The 23036-nt window shown below is 61.7% G+C and carries 17 protein-coding genes; 9 read left to right on the top strand and 8 right to left on the bottom strand.

What is annotated here, in order from left to right:
- Nucleotides 1-14 precede the first annotated feature (14 nt).
- Nucleotides 15-1325: a prepilin peptidase gene (locus FYK55_RS23830; protein WP_201743793.1), complete on the bottom strand. Its 1311-nt coding sequence runs from the start codon at nt 1323-1325 to the stop codon at nt 15-17.
- Between the two features lie 400 nt (nt 1326-1725).
- On the opposite strand from FYK55_RS23830, the gene FYK55_RS23825 reads away from it, so the two are divergent.
- The 5 genes from FYK55_RS23825 (at nt 1726) to FYK55_RS23805 (ending at nt 5464) form a co-directional block, all read left to right on the top strand.
- Nucleotides 1726-3189 (top strand): deoxyribodipyrimidine photolyase, encoded by a 1464-nt coding sequence (locus FYK55_RS23825; RefSeq protein WP_390621767.1) that lies wholly within the window; start codon nt 1726-1728, stop codon nt 3187-3189.
- Nucleotides 3190-3454: 265 nt separating this feature from the next.
- The gene (gene rplM, locus FYK55_RS23820; protein ID WP_150079133.1) at nt 3455-3907 is read left to right on the top strand and encodes a 50S ribosomal protein L13; all 453 of its coding nucleotides are present in this window, start codon (nt 3455-3457) and stop codon (nt 3905-3907) included.
- A 59-nt stretch (nt 3908-3966) separates the two neighbouring features.
- Entirely contained in the window at nt 3967-4380 is a 414-nt protein-coding gene (gene rpsI, locus FYK55_RS23815) for a 30S ribosomal protein S9 (RefSeq protein ID WP_150079132.1), read from the top strand.
- 17 nt (nt 4381-4397) lie between these two features.
- Nucleotides 4398-4619 (top strand): translation initiation factor IF-1, encoded by a 222-nt coding sequence (gene infA, locus FYK55_RS23810; RefSeq protein ID WP_145416653.1) that lies wholly within the window; start codon nt 4398-4400, stop codon nt 4617-4619.
- A gap of 26 nt (nt 4620-4645) precedes the next feature.
- On the top strand, nt 4646-5464 hold the full coding sequence (locus FYK55_RS23805) for an inositol monophosphatase family protein (protein ID WP_150079131.1): 819 nt from the start codon (nt 4646-4648) through the stop codon (nt 5462-5464).
- A 285-nt stretch (nt 5465-5749) separates the two neighbouring features.
- On the opposite strand, the gene FYK55_RS23800 is transcribed toward FYK55_RS23805, so the two are convergent.
- The 7 genes from FYK55_RS23800 to FYK55_RS23770 form a co-directional block, all read right to left on the bottom strand.
- Nucleotides 5750-6097 (bottom strand): hypothetical protein, encoded by a 348-nt coding sequence (locus FYK55_RS23800; RefSeq protein WP_150079130.1) that lies wholly within the window; start codon nt 6095-6097, stop codon nt 5750-5752.
- Between the two features lie 392 nt (nt 6098-6489).
- Nucleotides 6490-7581, bottom strand: a complete 1092-nt coding sequence (locus tag FYK55_RS23795) for a carbon-nitrogen hydrolase family protein (RefSeq protein WP_150079129.1) — start codon at nt 7579-7581, stop codon at nt 6490-6492.
- A gap of 196 nt (nt 7582-7777) precedes the next feature.
- Nucleotides 7778-9016, bottom strand: a complete 1239-nt coding sequence (locus FYK55_RS23790) for an Nramp family divalent metal transporter (protein WP_150079128.1) — start codon at nt 9014-9016, stop codon at nt 7778-7780.
- Complete coding sequence (locus tag FYK55_RS23785; RefSeq protein WP_390621766.1) at nt 9000-10172, bottom strand: DUF2891 domain-containing protein; 1173 nt, start codon at nt 10170-10172, stop codon at nt 9000-9002. The genes FYK55_RS23790 and FYK55_RS23785 overlap by 17 nt, the downstream gene beginning before the upstream one ends.
- Nucleotides 10169-12037 carry an esterase/lipase family protein gene (locus FYK55_RS23780; protein WP_150079127.1) on the bottom strand — a complete coding sequence of 623 codons (1869 nt, stop codon included), beginning with the start codon at nt 12035-12037 and terminating at the stop codon, nt 10169-10171. The genes FYK55_RS23785 and FYK55_RS23780 overlap by 4 nt, the downstream gene beginning before the upstream one ends.
- A 196-nt stretch (nt 12038-12233) precedes the next feature.
- On the bottom strand, nt 12234-15962 hold the full coding sequence (locus FYK55_RS23775; RefSeq protein ID WP_150079126.1) for a protein kinase domain-containing protein: 3729 nt from the start codon (nt 15960-15962) through the stop codon (nt 12234-12236).
- 119 nt (nt 15963-16081) lie between these two features.
- A complete protein-coding gene (locus FYK55_RS23770) occupies nt 16082-16693 on the bottom strand; it encodes a sigma-70 family RNA polymerase sigma factor (protein ID WP_150079125.1) in 612 nt (203 codons plus the stop codon).
- A gap of 385 nt (nt 16694-17078) precedes the next feature.
- Between FYK55_RS23770 and mddA the strand changes: the two genes are divergently transcribed.
- The 4 genes from mddA to FYK55_RS23750 all read left to right on the top strand — a co-directional run bounded on the left by mddA (nt 17079) and on the right by FYK55_RS23750 (nt 22895).
- Nucleotides 17079-17894: a methanethiol S-methyltransferase gene (mddA, locus tag FYK55_RS23765; RefSeq protein WP_150079124.1), complete on the top strand. Its 816-nt coding sequence runs from the start codon at nt 17079-17081 to the stop codon at nt 17892-17894.
- A gap of 274 nt (nt 17895-18168) precedes the next feature.
- Nucleotides 18169-18768, top strand: coding sequence for a hypothetical protein (locus FYK55_RS23760; protein WP_235908936.1), 600 nt, complete (start codon nt 18169-18171; stop codon nt 18766-18768).
- A gap of 420 nt (nt 18769-19188) precedes the next feature.
- Nucleotides 19189-21321, top strand: coding sequence for a multiheme c-type cytochrome (locus FYK55_RS23755; RefSeq protein WP_150079123.1), 2133 nt, complete (start codon nt 19189-19191; stop codon nt 21319-21321).
- Nucleotides 21322-21647: 326 nt separating this feature from the next.
- Nucleotides 21648-22895 carry a DUF1559 domain-containing protein gene (locus FYK55_RS23750; protein WP_150079122.1) on the top strand — a complete coding sequence of 416 codons (1248 nt, stop codon included), beginning with the start codon at nt 21648-21650 and terminating at the stop codon, nt 22893-22895.
- The last annotated feature ends 141 nt before the right edge of the window (nt 22896-23036 follow it).

Below are 23036 nucleotides of genomic sequence, written 5' to 3'. Positions count from 1 at the left end.
CAAGACGACGTTTGCTACGCGGTCGGCCCGTTCACGCCGTCATCAAAATCGTTCGCGCCGACATCCGGATCCGCCTGATCGTCGGATCCTGATTCCTCGTCCGATCGTATGGAACTCTCGGGCGCGGACCTCGGCTCGGCTTCCTTGGTTGACTCGCGTAGCACGAGCGGGACGGCCAGGACCGCCAGCGCCCAAACAATCTGCGTCCAACGCCCGCTCTGATCGCTGGGCCACCAGGACTGGCTCCACAGCCAACGCCACAAAACCAGGTGCGTGGTCAACGCCAAGGGTAGTGCGAAAGCAAAGTACTCCATCGCTCCACGCTGCCGGATTTGGCCTCGGGGCGTGTCATTGATGGGAATCCGGTCAATCAGCGGCCGGATCACCAGCGACAGGATTGCCGCGGCGATGACCAGCGCGGGCATCGATTGCCATCCGATCAGCACCGACGGGATCGCCAGCATGGAAATCAGATCGACCAGGCGCGACGTGCCGCCGCCCAGCGGGTCCAGCTTCAGGTCGGCGGTCGGACACAAACCTTTGGCCAGCACGCGTCCGAACAATGCCGCGGCGACCAAAGCGGTCATCACCCGCATCACGGCATCGTAGTACAGTCCGTCGGGCGTCCATCCCGGAGGCCGGTCCGCTTGCCAGGGAACGATCATCGACGTCGGGTACAGCAGCATCGGCAGCACGACTGCCAGAAAACCAAACCACCGCAACCGGACCGGCACCGCAGCTCCATCGACACGGATCAACGCCAGTGCCCACAAGGTCGACAGGGCCAAGGCGTGGTACGTCAGCACCGCCATCACGAAAGGCGTCACGTGCGGCGCCCACATCGGACCGCCGTGCCAGTGGACCGCTTGGTCGGGCAGAGCCAGCGAGTACAACTCGGCCATGCCGACCAGGGTCAACGAGATCCCCACGCAGGCCTCGATGATCGGGTAGCGGCGCGAGATCGGCAAACCGCAAAAGCGGCATCGTCCCCGCAACGAAATCCATCCCAGGATGGGAACGTTGTCGCGGCTGCTGAGCGTTTGGTTGCAGCGCGGGCAGCGGGAACGTCCCCCGATCGCTTGGCCCCGCGGCATCCGCCAAGCCACCACGTTCAAAAAGCTTCCGATCGCGCTGCCGAAGTAGATCAGCCAGATGACGATCGTGGCATCGACCAAACGCGGCAGAAACAGATCTTTGGCCTCGTAGTACCGATACAACCGAGCCTGGATCAAGGACGCGCCGACCACGTAAACCACCACCACGCCCAGGATTGCGGCGCAGGTGATCATCAGCGGCAGTTTTCGTTGCAGACGTTTGCGGTTCAAGACAGGTGTTCGCGGTTCGAAACAGGGGTCAGACTGCGTGGACGATCCGACGGCGTGGGCTCAGGCGTCGAGAGCTCGACCGACGAGGGCACGGAAGCGGCTGATCGATCGGAGGAATTGAACGGGGATTCTAGCCGGACCGCAACGGTTGGAAGGGGAAAGCCGGTTCAAGCTCGATTCAATGGGGTGACCGTCGTCAGACGGCGGACGCCCCCAAACTGTGGCGAGCGTAGCGATCGCCCGCCAACGCTGTCCAGCGAGCCGCAACCGCGGCGCTCGGTTGCTACGTCCGGACAATGGCGTGGCTGCAGCGTGCCGGGCAGGATTCCGGCCACTGTCCTTAACGGATGCCGTGCTCACCGGAACGTGTTCTCCCCACTGAAAAGTCCCACGGACCACCATGCCTGTACCTGCGAATCGAGTTTCCCAAGCCAACGACCGTCCGATCCGGAAGGACGGCCAATTCGTCGTGTATTGGATGATCGCGTCGCGTCGGACGCACCACAACTTTGCCCTGCAGCACGCGGTCGATCGCGCCCGCAGCTTGGGAAAGCCGCTGGTTATCTTCGAGCCGCTGCGGGTGCGCTATCGCTGGGCAAGCGACCGGATCCATCGATTCATCATCGAAGGAATGCGTGACAATCGGGCAGCCTTGCTTGAGACGCCGGTCACCTATTACCCGTACGTGGAGCCGGAACCCGGACACGGCACACCGCTGTTGGCCGAACTGAGTCAACGAGCCTGCACGGTGGTGACCGACGAGTACCCGTGCTTTTTCTTGCCACGGATGATTGCGGCGGTGAAGGACAAGTTGCCTTCGTCCTTGGAACTGGTCGACTCCAACGGGATCATCCCACTGCGGCTTCCCGAGAAAACGTTCACGGTCGCCCACAGCTTTCGTCGCTGGATCCAAAAGAACGTCCTGGATTGTTTGTTGGATCAACCGGTGCCGAACCCGTTGGCGGGGATCGACGTGCCCGAACTGAAACGGCTGCCCAGTGAGATCACCAAGCGTTGGCAGCCGGCGGACTTGGAATCGTTGCTCGCCCCCGATGGGCTGGCGGATCTGGCGATCGATCACTCAGTCCCTCCCAGCCCGGTCGTCACCGGCGGCAGCGTGGCGGCTGGAAAGCGGCTTGCCGATTTTCTCAGCAACGGCTTGGCCCGATACGGGACCGATCGAAATCATCCGGACGAACACGCCACGACCGGTTTGAGCCCGCATCTGCATTTCGGCCACATCGCGGCCCATGAAATTGTGCAGCGCATCCTGGACCAGGAACAATGGACGCCGGACCAGATCGGTCCGCCGGCGGGAAAAAACAACGGCTTTTGGAACACCAGTGAAGCCGCCGAGGGATTCCTGGACCAGATCATCACGTGGCGTGAATTGGGCTTCAATCTGGCGTTCCGCCAACCGGACGATTACGACAAATTCGACTCCCTGCCGCAGTGGGCCCGGAAGTCGATGGAGGAAACGCGCGACGATCCGCGACCGGTCGTTTACACGCTGGAGCAGTTTGAACGGGCCGAGACCCACGACCCGCTGTGGAATGCGGCCCAGCGAGAATTGGTCCGGCACGGGGTGATGCACAATTACCTGCGAATGCTGTGGGGAAAGAAGATCCTGCAGTGGACCGAAACGCCGCGTCAGGCGCTTCAGGTGATGATTCACTTGAACAACAAGTACGGGCTGGACGGTCGCGACCCCAATTCCTACAGCGGAATCTTCTGGGTGCTGGGCCGCTACGACCGTGCGTGGGGTCCCAAACGCCCCATTTTCGGAAAGCTGCGGTACATGACCAGCGACAGTGCTCGCAAGAAATTGCGGCTGAAACGCTATCTGGCCCGATTTGGGGCCTGAAAACGCCGAAAAGCCCTTGCCCATCCGGGAGGCGGTCGATACCTTTCCGGATTCTCCGCCGAGACGCCGTTGCTAGGCACATCGGGCGGAAACCGAGCGAACGCAGGGCTATGCGTCGCCGAGCGGCTCCGTGGTTGCCACGGACGCGATGAGATCGAGCACACGTTGCCGGAAAGCTTCCGACGCGTTCGATCGCCGCCGGCCCCTCCCTTCTCGCGTTTGCCAGTGCACCAAATCAATTACCGTTTTCCCCAGAACCATTCTCGTGACCGCTCAACGCACCTACGTGGCCAAGCCCGGCCAAGTCGAAAAGAAGTGGCACCTTGTCGACGCGAGTGACGAGGTGCTGGGACGTTTGGCCACCGACATCGCCGTCGTCTTGATGGGCAAGCACCGGCCCGAATACACCCCGCACGTCGATTGCGGCGATTTCGTGATCGTCACCAATGCGGAGAAGGTCGCCATGACCGGCCGCAAAATGGAAGTGCGTCACTACACGTGGTACACCGGTCACCCGGGCTTGCGTCTGGAAAGCTACGCCGATCGCCAACAACGCAAGCCGGAAGATTTGATCTACCATGCCGTCCGCCGCATGCTTCCCAAGAACAAACTGGCTCGCCAGATGATCAAGAAGCTGAAGATTTACAGCGGACCCGATCATCCCCATGTGGCCCAAAACCCGCAGCCGCTGGCCCGCAAGACCAAGAAAGTCGAATAGGCCGCTGCTGCCGATCCTCAATCCAACACGAATTCAAATTCCCCATTTAATTTGCACTGATGTCCCTGGTCAAAAAAGATAAGATCAATGGCGACGCCCTCGGAACCGGGCGACGTAAAAGCAGCGTCGCACGCGTGCGCGTCCGCAGCGGTGAAGGCAAAATCACCATCAACCGCAAGCCGCTGGAAGAATACTTCGTCAATGATCAAGATCAGGCGGCAGTCAACGCAACGCTTGAAGCCGTTGAATTGACCGGCAAGGTCGACGTGCTGGTTCGCGTCGACGGCGGCGGACTGACCGGCCAGAGCGGTGCCGTCCGAATGGGACTGGCCCGTGCATTGGTCAGTTACGACGAATCACTACACGATCCGCTCCGGGATGGAGGCTTCCTGACCCGGGATTCCAGAATGAAGGAGCGGAAGAAACCTGGTTTGCGTGGCGCCCGTCGCGGTGTCCAGTTCAGCAAACGATAACCACCTGGGAAACACACTTGGGCAAAAAAGAAGAAGCATTTGAAGTCGAAGGCACCGTCACTCAGGCGCTCGCCAACACCCGCTTCCGCGTTCAACTGGAAACCGGAAGCGAAGTCATGGCGCACGTCGCGGGACGGATGCGCAAACACTTTATCCGGATCGTCCCCGGCGACAAAGTTCGCGTCGAACTGTCGCCCTACGATTTGACCAAGGGTCGAATCACCTACCGCGAACGTTAGCCGGCGACTCTCCCGGTCTCCCCTCCGTGACGGACGATCTCTCCGACCTGCTCCGAGTCGCCCTGTCCGCCGCGAACGCCGGTGGACAGGTCCTTCGACGCTATTGGTACGACGGCGTCGAACTCCGCGACAAATCGGCTTTCGGCGGCAAGACCTACGACCTGGTCAGCGACGCCGATCTGGAAAGCCAAGCGGTAATCGCTAATCTGCTGTCTGACGCTTTTCCCAGCCATGAGCTGATGGGCGAAGAAGACTTGGTCGGGGATTTGGATGCGGAACACCTGTGGGTCATCGATCCGCTGGACGGCACGAACAACTTCGCACACCGCATTCCCCATTTCGCGGTTTCGATCGCACACTACCGGTCGGGAATCCCCGTGGTCGGAGTGGTCGTCAATCCGATGACCGGAGACATCTATTCGGCCCGGCTCGGGCAGGGGGCGACACACAACGGCCAGCCCATCGGCGTCTCCCAAGCCGACTCACTTTCGCAGTCCCTGGTCGGATGCGGGTTCTACTACGATCGCGGTGAGATGATGCGACGGACCCTGACGGCGATCGAGGAACTGTTTTCTCACCACATCCACGGACTGCGCAGGATGGGCACCGCCGCCTTGGACTTGTGTGCGGTCGCGAGCGGTCAATTCGGCGCATTCTTCGAGTACAAACTTTCGCCCTGGGACTTCGGGGCGGGGCAGCTGATCGTGACCGAGGCCGGCGGGACCGTGACCGACGGCGCGGGCAAGCCGCTGGGATTGGTCCCATCCAGTCTGGTCGCCAGCAATGGACGGCTGCACGAAGCCCTGCTGGACATCGTCATGCGACACCACCCCGGCGAAACCTGAAGGCATTCCTGGTTCCAAGGCTCCCGCCTTGGAACCCACTGTCTCGCCGGCTCCCCCGGAAACTGGCCGAGAAGGCGGCTGGCAGAGCCAGCCCGCAGTGCATCCCCGGGCAGAGCCCGGGAACGAGTGAAAACCTGAAGGCATTCCTGGTTCCAAGGCTCCCGCCTTGGAACCCACTGTCTTGCCGGCTCCGCCGGAACCTCGCCGAGAAGGCGGCTGGCAGAGCCAGCCCGCAGTGCGTTCCCGGGCAGAGCCCGGGAACGAGTGAAGCGAGTGGAGCAACTCCTACTCCAAATCGAACTTGATTCCCCCGATCAGCGCCGCACAGCCGTTGTAAATCAGCGCCGCGATCAGGCCTCCGATGAAGCCCATCACGCCGTAGATAATCGGCATCATGATGATGGCCCCGACGCCTCCGATGATCCCGCCAAGGGCATTGCCGTTTTGGGCAAACGCGCCGACCAACGCAAACAGCGATGCAAACGCACCGAAGATCAGTCCCAGGATCGCATAGAACACGCCCAGCATCAGCCCGCAGGAAAGCGGGTCGACGCGTTTGAGCGTGAAGGTCCGAAAAGTGCCTGCGTATTGCGGCTGTGATTGCGGTGTTTCGTAAGGGTTTTCAACGGACATCGCGTGCTGCTCGTTCGGGAAACGCGGTGGAGGGCGGGAAAGGATGGAAAAGTCAAGCGTAACAATTATTCCGTCCCCTCGGGTCCACTGAGCCCTCGCGGCAAACTCATTCGCATTTCCGCGCTTGTTCTCGCCGATCAGCTGCTGGATCCGATGGTCCTACCTGCTTCAGGTGAGTGGCGACCCCTGGTTCCAAGGCTCCTGCCTTGGAACCCACTGTCTCGCCGGCTCCGCCGGAATCTTGCCAAGAAGGCGGCTGGCAGAGCCAGCCCGCAGTGCGTTCCCGGGCGGGAGCCCGGGAACGAGAGGCCCCCCTGGTTCCAAGGCTCCCGCCTTGGCACCCACTGTCTTACCGGCTCCGCCGGCGGAACGAAGTTTCGCCCCGCGAACGCTCAGTTTCGCGCAAACGTCTGCAACTTTTCCGCGTCGCGCAGGTAGTCATCGATCGGTTGCAGATCGAACTCCGACAACACGTCGGCAATCCGAACGTCCGGTGAACGGCTTTCCAGAATCGACCATTCTTCATCCGGATGCGTGGTGATCCGCACCTTGGGTCCATACTTCGCGTACACCTCGGGAAATCGCTGCACGAAAGGCCACGTGTGCAGAAACGCTTTCTCCAGGTTGACGGTTGCGACGGCCCAAGGGTGCCAGCGATTGGTTGACCCCAGAGTCGTGCCATCGATGTCGCAAATCTGGCTTCGATCCTTCCGCGTGCTGCTGACAACGACGTACCGATTCAACGCGGCCATCGTGTTGATCATTCGCCCACCGGAGAAGGCGCTGGGCCACACGACGACCTCCGCACCTGCCTTGGCCAGTCGCTGCCACCCGTCCAGCCACTCGATGTCAAAACAGATTTGAAATCCCAGTTTGCCGAAGTCGGTGTCGAACACCGGCGGCTGAACCGGACCAGGCGACAATCCTTTTTCGATCTCCCCGGGTGTCAGCCGGATCTTGTGGTACTCGCCGGCAACCTTTCCCTCGCGATCAAACAGGATCGCCGTGTTGAAGAAATGGCCCCGGTGGGACGTGTAAGTGGGACAGACGACGTAGCACTGATGCTGGCGGGCAAATTCCGCGACAGGTTGCGTCAAAGGACACAACGGCTCCCCGGCAACTTTCTCCAACGGAGGCCGGCCTCCCTCCAGGTTGGCGCAGGGAAAGACTTCGGGCAAACAGACCAGATCCGGTTTCTGCGTGGCCGCCTGCCGACACCGTTTCAACATCGCATCGATCATTCGCTCCGGCGTGTCGCTGCGCAAACCTTCCTGGGCAACCGTCGCGATCACGATCTCACGAGGCAAACGAGCCGGCTGCAATGGCGCGGTAGCTTCGCCGGCGCCGGACTCGGCCGCTGAAGCCATCCCGGCACCGGTTGCCACTGCACCGCCCAGTCCCGTTGCCAAGAATTGACGACGTGCGACCGGATGGGACGACGAAGTGTCCGCTGACTTCTGGGTTGGACGCTCTGATTCCGACATGACCGACTCCAAAAAAACACGTGTCAATGATCTTCGCCAAGGGCTCGATGGTAACGCCTTCCGATCACCCTCGTCCGGCAATCCCTTCGACCGATCAGCGATCGCCCGCAGTTTATCCCAATCCCACTGCCTGATTCCGATCCAATGTGCCGAAGTTCAGCAGCATGCCCATCCAGATCGTGCGGCCCCTTCAGCTTCAACCCAACGCGCCGACAATCCTCCAAACTCCCAACAGGGCGACACCCGCTACCACGATCCACGCCGCGACGTAGCCAGCGAGCGACAGATTCGCCTGGCCGCTCGCTGATGCTTTTCGCACCGCGACCAACAAGAACACCGCGATCATCGGCAGCAACAAGCCGTTGGCAACTTGGGCGAACAGAATCGTAGAAGCCGGGCTGCTGCCCCACCGCAACGCGGACGCCGCGCCGATCAGAACGACCGCAATGGCAATCGTCTGGAACCGTCGCTGAGACGGCCGGGCGTCCCAGCCCAGGCAACCGCAGACTGCATAGGCGGTGGCCAGCGGCGCCGTGATGGAACTGGTCAACCCGGCCGCAAACAGCCCGATCGCAAACGCGGGACCGCTGCCCGCACCCAACGTCGGCCGGAGTTGATCGGCGATCTGGTCGATGCCGGTCCATGGCGTGCCCGTGTCAAAGAACGCGGCGCTGGCGGTCAATAGGATCGACGCCGTTACCAGACCACCCAACCCGATCGAAAGCAGGGTATCCCACCGGCACTGATGCCAGGCCCGTTCAAAATCTTCGCCCCGCCAGGCAGCCGCGGCTCCGCTGGCATGCAAAAACAAGTTGTAGGGAACGATCGTGGTGCCAATCATCCCCAGGACCAACGTCAGGTGATCGGCACCGACGCGCGGAACCACCAGGCCTTGCAACAATCGACCGGCCGACGGCAACGCGTTCGCCGCGGACCACAGGAACGACAGGCTTAACAAGGCGACCAGCCCCACCAGCACGCGGTGCAAGACTCGGTAGCGACCGAGCAAGATCAGCGCGATGGTCAATCCGGCCAGGGCAATCACCCACACGTGCGAGTCGCCACCGGTGACGACGGAGATTCCCTTGACAGCACCGGTCAGATTACCGGTCTGGTACGCGGCGTTTCCGATACCGATTGCACCGATGACCAGTGCGACGGCGGGCCGCAAAAAGACAGAATTGGAAAAAGATCGGCGGATTGCTTCGCCCAATCCCTGCCCGGTCACGATTCCCAAGCGCGCCGCCAACGACTGCAGAATCACGGTCCCCACGCAGGCAAACAAGACGGTCCACAGCAGGCCGCAGCCGAACTCGGCGCCAGCCTTGCTGGCGGTCACCACCGTGCCGGGACCAATGAAGGCGGCGGTGACCAACAGCCCCGGACCGACGCGAAATCGTCGGCGCGCGGGATGTTGCTCACGGTTCCGATTCATCGATCCCCACGTCGGTCATCGCATAGAGCGCGAAGGTTGCCAACCAATGGTCGCCTTCGTAGTGCCCGCTGTTGACGTAGTTCAACCCGGATCGCAGGTGACGTGCGGCGCTTTCCACGAGCGGCTGACGCAGTGGCTGTCCGTCGGGAAGCGACTCGGCAACCGATCGCAGGCACCACGCACGGTGCAGATTCAATCCCGCCAGGTGAACCAACTTTCCGTCGGTCACATCGCTGACCGAAACCGGCTGGATCGTTCCGTCGGTCAGCTGCGTCGCCAGCTCGGGGACGAATTGCTGCAACCAGGATTCAAAGTCCTGGGCGTCCAAGATCCGTCGCATCAAATCAGCCTCGTTCCAACAGGACGAGAAGAAGTCATGTCCGGACGGTTCGTACTGAACGGGATAGCGTTCGTCGCGCGCGTAGAACTCCTTTGCACGGTCGATCACCTGCTGTTCCAGATCATCCAGCTCCATCGCGCGGGCGTAGTCCAGAATCTGCCCGAGTGCGAATGCCGTGTCGGTGTGTTGTCCGGTGCGGATGGGAAACGTTAACAGCGGCAGGTAGGCCTGGATCCGATCCACCAGCAACGTCTCCAACGGCCGCAGATGATTCCGCCAGCTTTTTGCGTCGGCGTCGTCCCAGCGATCCAGCTCCATGACCAGCCGCAGGTACCACGCCCAGCCGTACATGCGTTCGAACGTCTTGTGCTCCTCCCGCGCAAAAAACTGTGCCTCCTGCTTGAGGTTTTCTGCCGACAAATGACGATTCAACTCCCACCGCACTTGCTGGGCAGATTCCATGTCGGGAAACAGACGCAGTGTGCGGACAAGCAACCAGTGCCCATGCACGCTGCTATGCCAATCGAAGCACCCGTAGAACGCCGGAAAGTTCTCGCGCGGTGACTTGAGTTGATCTTCCCCGACGTACACGATCGGCATCTTGTTGGGGAATTCGGTGTTCACTCCATCGAGCACCATTTGTGCCCAGGCGTTTGCTGTGGCAGCGTCTAGAGAAAGGGCGTCCGGTCGATCGTTCACCTGAATCTCCGCATCCGACTTGGCTTGGGCCTGGACGACGGCTGCGGTGTTCATCCAGCCCAGCAACACTGCGCAGATCGACACCGCGCAGATCGACAACATTCCCCGTTGCATCATGGGATCTCCATTTCGGTTCGCTCGAGTACCGCGTGACGGATGGGCGGCTCGGAGCGACGCGGCCCCCGGTCCGAGACCCGGCCGGTACCTCCGTCCGCTCTCCCCACCGCCTGTTGTATCAATGGCAGGCTTGGCGTGCTGGCGTGTTCGTTCAATATCCGCAAAACCTCCGCGACCGTTTCCGGGTGAGATTTGACTTCCGAGTGGGTTGCGCGGATCATCCGCTCGCTGATCGCGTACGGTTCTCGAGCGCTGCTCACCGGCACCACCCCATCCGAACGACCGAAACAGGGCGACCAGCAATGATCACCAATCACCGAATGCGCCCTCACGCCGCAGCCGAACGGCAAGCGCCCGATCGCCAGCAGCAGTGGATCGCTGGGTTCCAGCAGATCAATGCTGGTGGGCACCCGTTGCCGGAGCCGAGACACGAAGACGTCGGGATTGCGACGCATCAATTCGGCGTATTCTTGCTGACGCTGCTGCGGGACATTCACCATCCATGATCCGATCCTGCCGCACAAACGCTGAGCGGTTAGAGAACCCCGGTTCGGGGTGGCCAGGAAAACCACCTCGGAAACGTGCGGCGATGGTTGGAAGAAAAACGACTCCGTCAATCGTTGACGGATCGCGTCGGTCATCACCACTTGCTCGATCGGCAGATTTGCGAACGCGTTCCACAGGGCGTCGCCGCTGGAAGTCACTTGCAATTTGGCAATCAGCCCGCCCATGCTGTGACCGACCAACACCATGTCTCGCAATTGCGGATCTTGATGCCCGGGATCCAATCGCTGCACCCGCTGATCCAGACGCTGACGCAACTCGGCGGCGCTGGTCAGAAAGGGTTGTCCGGTCGGGTATTCAAACACCCAAATCTGGAAGCGATCCACGAACCCCGGTTGGGCGCGAAGATCGTTGACCAACGACACCCACGCGGACGGATCGGATAGCAGACCGTGGATCAGCACCACTGGGATCTTTCCAGGCTGATGTGGTTCCAGACTGTACAGCCGAGTGGCTCCTCGCGAGGAATCCGCGTTGATGAAGTTCCGCAGGTAGATCAGCCCCTCTCCCTGCAAACCGTAGGCGAGTGGAGCGGTTATCTCTTTGGCGATCGGAAGCACGTTCCCGCAGCTGGCCACCGAATCGACCCGCAGCGGGTCCACCAATTCCAAATAAAAGTGGTCGGTGCCGGTGAGCAGATTGGCGTCCTCGATTCCCATTTGATCGGAGACGAGGCACAGCGTGGCAGCAAATTGAGCGCGCATGGGTGCCGCACCGTCGTCGTCCGCTCCGGGTGACGAAACGACCACGGGCAGACCGACGCCGCCGCGGCAATAGGTGTTACGAATCGCTTTCGCCTTGTACGCTCCGATCGGTGTCAGACGACAAAACTGGTCGGAGGACCACACAAACCCTCGGTGTCGGATCGGGACTTGGCGTTCAAAGCCCGGATCGCCCATGGTCAAACCGCAGCGCGGATCCAGGCGTGCAAACTTCTGTCCGGCTTCCACCAGGCGGATGAGCGCCGAGCGGTGCAGCTCTTGACGGCGCGGCGACGCAACCGCGGTGCAGCCCGGGGCCGTCCCTACAGCCACCTCGTAGAACAATTCGACGCAGCTGCTGCGGTCATCGCTTTCCAACGCCAAGGCGTGGGCGTATAGCGTTTCGACGTCAATCGGGTCTCCGCAAAGCGACGGGCCGGTCGACCTGATCGGGCCAGCGACCTCGGCCGCCTTCCAATGAACGGCGCTGAATAGACAGCCGCTGGTGCTGACCAGGCTGGCGCACAGCAGGACCGAAAAGCAGCTGGTTCGAATGGATGGCGATAACCACACGCGACGATTCTCATGACCGATTGTCATGGCGTCCGTGCCGAAGTCTGCTCAGGCGTGCGCAGCATGTACCGCCTGGGCCCTTCGATCGGTATCGGCAGAGATGGAACCAGCGTCGCAGCTTTTCACACAATCGCTGACCTTGACGATTGCACGGACATTGAAAATTGCACCAAACATCCGGCCAGACTGAACATCCGGCCAGACCAAATCGATCGGCGGGCGATCACCAATCCAGCCCGATCCGGTCCAGGCGTGATCGCAATGCGCGCAGGTCCCAAAGGTGCAGATTGGTGTCCGACGCGGCGGCCAGCAGATTCGCGTCTGCACTGACACCACAATCATGGAATCCGACTTTGCTGCCGGCGTCCAGCCGAGCCAGCGGATCGCCGCTGTCCGCCTCCAGCAGCGTCAGCGTGAATCGCGAGTGCGCGGCAACCAAGGTCCGACCGTCGGGAAAGTAGCACAGCGGTCCCGGCCAATCGTCGTGCCTGGGGCGCACGAACCGCTGAACGACTTGACCATCGGCAGCCCGAACCAGCACCCAGTGCCGGGCCGTGCTGATCATCAAATGCGAGCTGTCGGGGCTGAACACCACATTGTTTTTCGTCGCATCGGGTTCGATTGCGGTTTCGTTCAAGCGTTTCCCAGTGTCGACTTCCCACAGATGGACTCCGCGGCCACCCCAACAAGTCGTCGCGGCCAGTTTGCCGTCGGGGCTCAACCGCACGTGGTCCAGCGCCGGGTGCGGACCGAACACCAACCTTCGATCCGGAAAATCCATCTCCACCACTCGAGCCATCATTCGCGAAGCGTCCGCGCGAAAGCCGATCCGTTTCCCGTCACGATCCAAGCTGACCCAGGCGGACGGCTGGTCGTGCAGGACCCGAATCCTCTCGGGAAGGAAGGCTAAAGTGCCATCCGATCGAAGCTCGGTGGGAACCAGTCGGACTCCGTCGCCATTGCTGACCACCACGCCCGTCCCGTCCGGCAAGAATCGGGCATCCTTCGAATCACCCATCGATGTGATTCGGAAAGGCAAAAAATCGACTTGTCGGGCGACGTCCGTCTGCCACAGTTCGACGCCGTCGTCCCGTGCCGAAGCCAACCATCGTCCGGTCGGATCGATGTCAACACTCCAGCGATTCTTCATCGGCCGGTTGCTTCGCAGCACTCGCAACGGCGTGTCCAGGGAAACATCCCAAAGCTGAAAGTCGGCTGTCGTGGTGGTCGCCAAATGCTTTCCGTCAAAGCGGCTCAAACCGCTGCTGGCCAGGTTCGTTCCCTCCACCCGCAATAATTGCCCCCCCGTGCCGACGTTCCAAAGCCGCATCGTTCCGTCCCACGCCTGGGACAACAGATGATCGCCGCTGGGCGTGAAGTGCACTCGGTTGACCCTTCCGCTGTGCCCTTGAAAACGTTGCGTCAGTCGGCCCTGGTCATCGGCGTGCCGCATCACGAGGCGTCCATCGTTGAACCCGACCGCGATTTGATCGCCATCCGGATTCCAGGCGATCGTCGCCACACCGCCCAGCTCGTCCCACTGGAATTGCTTTTCCCAGGGCTGCAAAGAATAAACCTGCAGCCGTTGGTCACGGGTCCAGAGGACCAGACGTTTCCCAGAGGGCTCCAGAGCGATGGCGTCAATCTCCGCTGGCAACGTCTGCTCGGCCAAGACCTCCGCGTCCGAGAGAGCGTGGATCATCAAACGATTTCGATCCGCCAACACGACGCTTTGATCGGACAACTCGAAACGTCCGATCAGATTGGATGAAACCGTTTGCCCCGCGGTGAACTTCCCACGCGACACGTTCCAGGCACCCCATCGAAAGCCGCCGTGTCCCTGGTACACGACAAACAGGTAGTCCGCCCGGGGTGAAAACTGGATCGACGCCACCGCCCCGACGGCGTCCGGGCTCGGAAACCGGTGCAGTTCTCGATCGTTGTGGACCGAGCGGATCACCACGTTTCCGGCGCGGTCTGCCTGGGCGTAGCGATCGTGGGCGGGTGTGAACGTCACGTGGGATGTCCACGGCGACTCCACTTTCCAAGTTTTAGCCGGCGTGATGTCTGGAAGAACCATCGCGGAGATCGCTGCGCCGCGCAACCGTCGACGTTCGTCGCGGACGCGGGCATCATCCCAATCCAAATCGGGAAGGATGGCGGCGGCCCTTGCAATGTCCTGAACGCTGTGAAGACTCTGGCCCGGACGCCCGCTCCACCGAGACGCCTCGGCGCTCCGCTGCAGGGATTCGTACAACCGTTCGGTCGACCGATGTTGGCTGATCTGCAATTCGCTGGCGTGTCGGGCGCTAGCGTACGCAAAGCCCAACGAACCCAACGTCAGCAAGCCGATCAGAAACAGCACGCAACCCGCCAAGGTCGCTTGCTGGGGATTGCGTCGGCACCAACGCCAAAGACGTTCGGCGGACGACACGCGGCGGGCACCGATCGGGCGATCAGCCAAAAACAATCGCAAGTCATCGGCCAATTTCTCCGCATGCTCGTACCGACGCTCCGGCGTTTTCTCCAACAGCTTCAGCACGATCGTTTCCAGATCGATGGGGATCGCGGGATCGATCCGACACGGCTTCTCCGGTTCCTGTTCGCAGATTTGGCGAACCAGTTGCCCCCGGTCGTTGGCGTGGAAGGCGTTCCGCAAGGTGATCAGCTCGTACAACGTCAAACCCAAACCGTACAGATCGCTGCGCGCGTCCGCGTCGCCGGAAAACCGTTCCGGCGCCATGTAACGCATCGTGCCGACCATGTCACCCGATTGCGTCAAATCATCCTCGTCGCGTTTCGCCAACCCAAAGTCCGCCACCCAGGCGACGCCGGCCGCGTCCAGAATGATGTTCGATGGTTTGATGTCGCGATGCAAAATCCCTTGGCCGTGGGCGTACTGCAACGCCTCGGCGATCTGCAAACCGATCGCCGCGACTCGGCGAAAGTAGTCGTCATCGGGGGCCCGATTCGGCTGCGAAGTTTGAGACGCCGGCGTCGAGAGCCGGCCGGGACCGACGCCCTGCGGGTCGGTCTTGACCTCCGAAAGCGCCGGAAGACTTTCCTGCCCCTGCCCGCCGCTGACGACATCGACCTCGCTCCTCCCACCGCCGGTTCGCTCCTCGGCAATCCCGTCCGGGCGCGACCGCGATCGGTCCGCTGTCGACCACGACGCGCCGTTGTCGACTTCCGATTCAGGTTCGGTTAAATCCTGCTCCACCGCGTCGCACGCCGTGTGAAGTTCGCTGGCGGTGTGCAGGCGGTCCGATTGCAGCCGGCACGCCAGGCTGTGCTGCAAGCTTCCCTTGATGGTCGACCGGATCACGTCGCCGGTCGCCTGCGGACGGGTTGACTGCGGGCGGGGTGACTGCAGACCTCGCAGCTGACGCAGTTCCCGGACGACCGAATCCAGACTCTGTCCGGCGATGAACTGCATGGCGTAAAAGTGGTCACCGGCGTCGCTGCCGACCTCGAACACCGGAACAATGTTCGTGTGGTGCAACCGCCCGGCGAGACGCGCTTCCTGGTAGAAGCGACGCAGTTGGCGAGGCTGTTCGGCCAAATGCCCGGCCAACACTTTCAGCGCGACGCGCCGCCGCATGGTCCGGTGCTCCGCCTCGTACACCACGCCCATCCCGCCGCGACCGATTTCGCGCAGGATTCGGTACTCACCCAGAATCTCCGGACGAGCCCGCTGACGAACCGACGCGCCGCTGGCGGCTTGCTCGGCCCCGGCGGCGAACGCTTCCCCACCCTGCTCCAAAAGCAGCAACGTGGAGAACAGCGACCGAATCTCCTCGGCCAATTCCGGAAACTTTGCGCAGTATTCCTCGATCGTGGGTTGCTCGCCACGTCGAATCCTGTCGACGAAGGATTCCGCCAGCGCATCGACCGTCGGACGTCCCGGCGGCGGTGCGGGCATCTGTTTCGCTGCTGTTTCGCTTTCGCTCATGCAAGACTACTCCGCGTCACGCGGCGGCCGCCGGGTATCGCCCCGGTGCTGCGGCACGACTTCGGTTGCGGCATCGGCGGCCTCCACCGCGCCCCGCCCGGGAAAGCCGTGCCATCCTGTTAGCCGCTGGTATCCAGGATGACTTTCAAGCGTTTGACGGCGCGCACGTAACGGTTGCTCGCCGCAGACTCGGTCAGGTGCAGGACTTGGGCAGTTTCCTGATTGGTCAGCCATTCGAAATGCCGCAGCGCGATCACTTCCCGATCGATCGGCTCCATCAAGTTGAGCGCGTCCTCCAATTGCGACTGCGTTTCGGCTCGAATCGCGGCCTGGCTGGGCGTGGTCAATTTGCCAATCAAATGGGCGGCCAACACCGCCGAACTGACTTCCGGCGACGGACCGCTGAACACCGACACGTCTCGGGAGACGTCCCGTGCCAACACGCCCAAGTGCCGGCGATGAAACAGGCACAGTTTCTGGACCGTCAGAAACCGGAGCCACAGAAAAAAAGGCATTTTCGGATCCCGTCGGTAGTCCGCGAACCGAGTCATCGCCTCCAGAAACGTTTCCTGAACGACATCGGCAGGGTCCACCCGGCCGCGGATCCGCGGATCCATGCGAAAACTGACCACGCGGACCAGCCGGTCGTGGTGACGCATCAGCAGGTCGCCCAGCACCTGGTTGTCACCCTGGAGGGCCTGGTCGAGCAGCGGGTCAGCCTGTTCGAGCATCGTCGATCACATGGTTTTGACTTGGGACGCGGATCCACTGTTTTCGGTTCACCTGTTCGCGGATCCACTGTTCATTGAACTGCGCCCGGGCCCCGATCCGGCACCAAAACTTGGAAAAAAAAACGGGAGCAGTCCTCTCGGACCTCGACGGCCCATTTTTTCGGTGCCGGCGCGGGGGTCGCGCGCAGTGAAACTCTTGGGCTCTGTCTGAAAAGCTGCAGTAGGTCAGGCTGTGCCTGACGGCGGATCGGGTCCGCCCAACGCATAGCAATGATCGATCGGCCAAACCGACTTGGTCACAGATTCAAACTGGAAACACCACTAGCAGACTCGCCCACGTCGGTCGGTTCGTTTACTCCCCCGTCTCTCCATCGGAGTCGTTGTCATGAAACGCTGGTTCCTGTTGCTCTACGGCGTGTTTTGTTACGCAACGTTCCTGGCCAGTTTTCTGTACCTGGCCGCCTGGCTGGGGAACTTCGTCGTGCCGCGTTCCATCGATGCGGCTCCGACCGTCCCGCTGGGCATTGCGTTGGTCATCGACACTTTACTGATCGGCCTGTTCGCGGTGCAGCACAGCGTGATGGCGCGGCCGACATTCAAACGAACCTGGAAACGAATCGTCGGGGAGCCAGGCGAACGCAGCACCTACGTGTTGTGCACCAGCGTTACGCTGCTGATCTTGTTCCTGCTGTGGCAACCGCTCGGCGGCGTGATCTGGAACATCCAGAATCCTGCGGGTGTCGTCGCGATGCGTGTCCTGTTCGCGATCGGATGGCTGATGGTGGTCGCGTCGACGTTCTTCCTGAACCATTTTGACCTGTTCGGGCTGCGGCAGGTCTGGCTGCGCTTCCGCGGGCGTCCCTACACGCACCTGCCCTTTCGCACCCCCGGTCCCTATCGGTTCGTGCGGCACCCGCTGTACGTGGGCTGGATGATCGCCTTTTGGGCCACGCCGGTGATGACAGCCTCGCACTTGCTGTTTGCCGCGGGGATGACGGCCTACATGTTGGCAGCGATCCCGTTGGAGGAGCGCAACTTGATGGAACATCTTGGACATCCGTACCGCGAGTATCGCGACCGAGTGGGCAAGCTGCTTCCGCGATGGCCGCGTGCGACCGGGGCCCACCGCCAGCTCGCCCAGAGCCGCGGCTGGCGGAGCCAGCCCGCAGGGCGTTCCCGGGCGGAGCCCGGGAACGAGTGAGCGGCCCCTGGTTCCAAGGCTCCCGCCTTGGAACCCACTGCAACGCCGGCTCCGCCGGCCCACCCACAACTCGCCCAGAGCCGCGGCTGGCAGAGCCAGCCCAGCAGGGCGTTCCCGGGCGGAGCCCGGGAACGAGTGAGTGCCCCCTGGCCCCCTCAAAAACTTTTTTCAAAAAGCGTTCAGGGATTGGACAGCACTTCTCGCAGGTCTCTGGTGAAGGCCGAAGTCATCGGCCGCCCACGACCCCAGAAACAACTGTTCGAGGAACCTGACCATGTCCCGCCTGCACACCCTGCTTGCCGCTGTTGCCGTTTTGACCACCACCGCGATCTGCACCGACGCTCAAGCCCAAGTCTCCGCCTCAAGCTACTCGACCGGCGGCACGGCCATCTCAACGGCTCACGGACGTGGCAACACTCGGCTGAACTCCTCGGCCGTGGCGACCGGCGGCGGCTACGCCCGATCCAACATCACCGGACAGGGGATCAACGGCGGATTCGCCAGCGGCAACAGCCGAGCGGTCTCGCACGGCGGGGTCGCGATCAGCGATGCAAATTCCACCGCCAACGGCTGGGGCGCCCGATCGCGATCGAATTCGTACGCCCGCACCGTCGGTGGCTTCGCCCGCAGCGACAGCAACGCCATCGCCCGCGGAAACTGGGCCGATGCGTCGGCCGACGCGACGACCCGGACCTGGGGCACCTACGGCAGCTCGTCCTCGGAAGCAATCGACAATCGAGTCCCGAGCTACGGCAACCAACCGGTGTACCCGGCCGTCCAACCGACCTACTACAGCAACGGTGCGGGCACCACGTACAACAACGCCCCGAAGTCCAGCGGATTCAGCCGGCGAGTTTTCCGCCGCGGGTGGTAAGGTCCGACCTCGCACGACTGATCCGTTCGCCTCGCACCGAGATTTCGGTGCGAGGTTTTTTTGTTGCTTCGCCCTGGTTCCAAGGCTCCCGCCTTGGAACCCACTGCAACGCCGGCTCTGCCGGCCCACAGCCAACTCGCCGGCCACCGCGGCTGGCGGAGCCAGCCCGCAGGGCGTTCCCGGGCGGAGCCTGGGAACGAGTGATTGACCCTGGTGCCAAGGCTCCCGCCTTGGAACCCACTGCAACGCCGGCTCTGCCGGCCCACGGCCAACTCGCCGGCCACCGCGGCTGGCGGAGCCAGCCCGCAGGGCGTTCCCGGGCGGAGCCCGGGAACGAGTCAATGGTTGCACGACAAGTGCTATAACGGAAGCTTTCGCGATCCGCCGCCAAACCCGCGCCCGCCCCGGAAACCTTTCGTCTTGCCCACCACGAAGCCACCGTATTCGATCGTTGCCCGTGGTCGCGTGATCCGTCGCGTCATGCATCGCGCCGTCGCCTGCTGGACGGTCGCCATGTTGATCTTCGTTACCGCGTGTTCCCCAAACGAAACGGAACCGCCTGCCAACGATTCTCCGCCGCAAGAGATGTCGCACGGACGGCAATCGGATTCACCGGAGCCGACTCCCAAAAGTTCTCCCGCCACCCAGACAGCCTCCCGTCCCACTTGGTTACGCGATGCCGAACCGCCGTTCGTCGGTTCGCAAGCTTGTGGCGAATGCCACCGCGAGCGGGCTGACAACTTCAACAGGACCGCGCACGCGGAATCCTTGCGGCTGGCCAGTACCGCTGATGAAGTCACCGGAAAAGCCTTCTTCCACGAACCCAGCCGACAACAGTTTCAAGTCGCCCGCGAGGGTAAGCAGCTGCGACATCAAGGCTGGCAGTTGCTGCCCCCGGACGGCCAGCCGTTGCCGATCGGCGACGTGGCCATCGAATGTGTGATGGGCAGTGGCAACTTTGCGAAGTCGTATCTGTTCCGCGATCATGAAACCTGGTTGCAGGCGCCCCTGACCTATTACATGGAATCGTCCAACTATGAAATGTCCCCGGGTTACGACCGGCCTTTTCACAAAGGCTTCACCCGTGCCATTTCCGACCAGTGCATGTTCTGCCATGCGGGCCTGGTCAGCCGCGAAGGAGAGAATCAGCAACGATTCCAGATCCATGAATTGGCCATCGGTTGCGAGCGTTGCCACGGCGCCGGCGCGGAACACGTCCGCCAAGCGGAACGGAGCGGGCAGACGACCGGTGACAAACAGCAAGCGGACGAACAGCAACCGTGGCACATCCTCCGTCCTTCGGCCCTGAACCGCAGCCAACTGGAATCGCTGTGTGCCCAATGCCACCTGCAAGGCGACGTCACGCTGTTCACCGACCACAACGACTACTGGTCCTTCCGTCCCGGCGAAGACCTTGGTGAGCGGTTCATCATCTATCGGTTCAAGCCGCAACGTGACGCGAATGCCGGCGAAGACGACGAAGAGATCGCGTTCGTCGGACACTTCGACCAATTGCACCGCAGCGACTGTTACCTGGGAAGTGAAACGCTGACCTGCGTGACGTGTCACAACCCGCACGAGCCCGAACGCGCCGAAAGCGTGGAGCAAACGCGTCGCGACCATTGCCAGGCGTGTCATTCCGAACAGCAACCGCACCAGGAATGCACGCTTGACATTGCCGAACGAATTCAGCGGAACGACAACCAATGTTGGCGGTGTCACATGCCGCAACATTCGACCGAGGTTCCGCACGTGGCGATCACCAATCACCGCATCGCGATCCATCCGGAGCGGTCCACCGTTGCATCCGGGAAGCCATCGAATCAGGACGTGACGGCACCCGCGACGGCAACGAAACTTCCCGAAGCGATCGCCTTGTTGGATCAATCACCCGCCGGAAGTTGGCAACGCAAGCTGAACGCCAGCGCGGCCATGGCCGCTTGGTTGCAGGAGAAGGCTGACGCGTCGTACCGCACTCCAACGCTGTTGAATTCGGCAATCGACAACCTTCGCAACGCGATGAACGCCATTCCGGATGACGCGAACCCAAAGAACGATGCGTCCGATCGCGTGCCGGTGGTCTCAAAGAACCTCGCCGACGCCTACCTGATGGGCCTTTTGGACCTGCGTGTCTACAGCCAGGACATGCTTGCGGATTCCCAACAGGCATCCGAACTTCGATCCGAAATCCAAACCATCGCCACACGACTGCAAGCCAGCGAACCCGGCGCGACACCGGCCTACCAGAGCGCGGTGCAACAACTGGCCGCCGGTGCCAGCCGACGCGGCGACCACGAGGAAGCCTATCGTTGGTACAGCGAACTGGTGCAACTGCGCCGGTTTTCGGCGGACCACTACAACCTGGGCCTGGCCTGCATCCGGCTGAAGAAACTCGGCGAGGCGGAACAGCGGTTCTATGAGGCGATTCGAATTCAAGGCGACTACGCCAAGGCCTACGACTTGTTGGGGCGGATGTACCAGACGGTCGATCCGGCACAAGCGTCGCGATTCGGCCGGTTGGCGGAACAACTTCGCGCGGCACGGTCGCCCTGAAGGTGGACTCAAGTCACGAAGTGACGACAGCTTCCTGCCGTCGGCGTGAGCCGACGGAAACGGCTAGCTAACCAAACGTCCCCAGCCGCGAAGCGGCGACAGCAATTCGCTGCCGCAATACCTGCCGGGACCACACCACCCGACAGAGAGGGGTGGGTGGGGTTTTTTGTCTTCGAATTGTGTTTTTTTACTGCAAAACGATACCAATCCACGGTCCCGCTGGATAGATTCGTAGTGTGCCCAGTGGCGCGCAGCGCTACTCTTCTAGCTTGGTGCGGGGACGATTTGCCCTTTACCACCACCGTTCTTTTTCTAGGAGTTTCTGTATGAGTCTTAGATCATCGCGTAGGCAGGGCTTCACCCTTGTCGAGCTGCTGGTCGTCATTGCAATCATTGGAATTTTGGTTGGCTTGTTGCTTCCCGCCGTTCAGGCAGCTCGCGAAGCTGCTCGCCGGATGAGTTGCAGCAACAATTTCAAACAGCTCGGCTTGGCAATCCACAACTACCATTCGGCCTACAAACAAATCCCCACCCAGGGTACCGGGACAAAGATCTATGCCGCCAGCAACAACTGGTGGAGCCAACGAACCGACGAGAATGGGTGGCGATTGAGCGCCCACGTCGGCATGCTTCCCTTCATGGAGCAGCAGGGACTTTGGGAGGTCATCGCCAACCCGTTTGATGGTGACGGCGATGCAGTCTTCACGTACGCACCGACTGGTGCCGTCGATTACCCGCCGATGGGGCCGACGCCTGATGTGGCTGCCTACACCCCCTGGGCGACCGAACTCCCGATCTTCCGATGCCCCAGCGACCCCGGCCAAGGTCTTCCGGCTCTCGGACGGACCAACTATGCCGTCTGCATGGGTGACACCTACGATTACATGATCGAAGGCACCAAGCAGCAAGAGAATACGGACTCGGCAGGGAAAGGCACCGCGGAAGCTTGGGTGGGCCGTGCTTACGACTGTCAACGAGGGATGTTCATGGGCCGCACCCAAATGCGATTCCGGGACACCATCGACGGCCTGTCCAACACGATCATGATGGGTGAAATCATGACCGCCTTGGGTGACGACGACGTCCGGACCCAAACGATTTCGCCAAGTCAGTGGGGAGACGCCAGCGCCGTACGGAACAATCCCAAGTCTTACTGTGACCAATGGATCAACCCCGAAGAGCCGCGAAAGTGGCTGGAAACTGCGCCGGGTGTCAATTCGCGCACCTCGCGTCGCGGATACCGCTGGGCAGATGCTTATCCGTGGTCCACGGCAATCAATTGCATCTTGCCGCCCAACGGCGAGATGTGTACCGAGCGAAACGCTGGCAACAACTACATTGCCCCGCCGTCCAGCTATCACCAAGGCGGTTGCCACGTCTTGATGGGCGATGGTGCGGTGACCTTCGTGACCGATTCGATTGACGCCGGTGGCGACGTCGGAATGGTTTGGTCCAACTACTGGTCCAAGGGCGCGGGCCCGCAGCGTCCGGGCAAGAAAAGCCCGTTCGGTGTTTGGGGCGCTCTCGGCACCCGGGCAAGCAAAGAAGTGATCGAGGATTTCGATACCAACTAGTTGTCGCATTCCTTTTGCCGACAAATCTGTTGAAGAGCTCGGCCTGGTACACACCGGGCCGGGCTCTTTGCCTTCCGCTCAATCGTCCATCGTGGCTCTGCTGACCGCAGCAACCTATTTCGTCAACACGCACGTTCGCGA

The organism is Roseiconus nitratireducens, assembly GCF_008629675.1.
In the GTDB taxonomy this organism is placed as follows: Bacteria; Planctomycetota; Planctomycetia; order Pirellulales; family Pirellulaceae; genus Stieleria; species Stieleria nitratireducens.
The sequence above is the reverse complement of the archived record's forward strand: the minus strand, read 5'-3'. Positions and strand labels throughout refer to the sequence as shown.

What these genes read in the sequence shown, in the direction of transcription:
- FYK55_RS23825 (WP_390621767.1), top strand. Translation starts at nt 1,726, where the DNA reads ATGCCTGTACCTGCGAATCGAGTTTCCCAAGCCAACGACCGTCCGATC.
- rpsI (WP_150079132.1), top strand. Translation starts at nt 3,967, where the DNA reads ATGTCCCTGGTCAAAAAAGATAAGATCAATGGCGACGCCCTCGGAACC.
- FYK55_RS23800 (WP_150079130.1), bottom strand. Translation starts at nt 6,097, where the DNA reads ATGTCCGTTGAAAACCCTTACGAAACACCGCAATCACAGCCGCAATAC.
- FYK55_RS23795 (WP_150079129.1), bottom strand. Translation starts at nt 7,581, where the DNA reads ATGTCGGAATCAGAGCGTCCAACCCAGAAGTCAGCGGACACTTCGTCG.
- FYK55_RS23790 (WP_150079128.1), bottom strand. Translation starts at nt 9,016, where the DNA reads ATGAATCGGAACCGTGAGCAACATCCCGCGCGCCGACGATTTCGCGTC.
- FYK55_RS23785 (WP_390621766.1), bottom strand. Translation starts at nt 10,172, where the DNA reads ATGATGCAACGGGGAATGTTGTCGATCTGCGCGGTGTCGATCTGCGCA.
- FYK55_RS23780 (WP_150079127.1), bottom strand. Translation starts at nt 12,037, where the DNA reads ATGACAATCGGTCATGAGAATCGTCGCGTGTGGTTATCGCCATCCATT.
- FYK55_RS23775 (WP_150079126.1), bottom strand. Translation starts at nt 15,962, where the DNA reads ATGAGCGAAAGCGAAACAGCAGCGAAACAGATGCCCGCACCGCCGCCG.
- FYK55_RS23770 (WP_150079125.1), bottom strand. Translation starts at nt 16,693, where the DNA reads ATGCTCGAACAGGCTGACCCGCTGCTCGACCAGGCCCTCCAGGGTGAC.
- mddA (WP_150079124.1), top strand. Translation starts at nt 17,079, where the DNA reads ATGAAACGCTGGTTCCTGTTGCTCTACGGCGTGTTTTGTTACGCAACG.
- FYK55_RS23760 (WP_235908936.1), top strand. Translation starts at nt 18,169, where the DNA reads ATGTCCCGCCTGCACACCCTGCTTGCCGCTGTTGCCGTTTTGACCACC.
- FYK55_RS23750 (WP_150079122.1), top strand. Translation starts at nt 21,648, where the DNA reads ATGAGTCTTAGATCATCGCGTAGGCAGGGCTTCACCCTTGTCGAGCTG.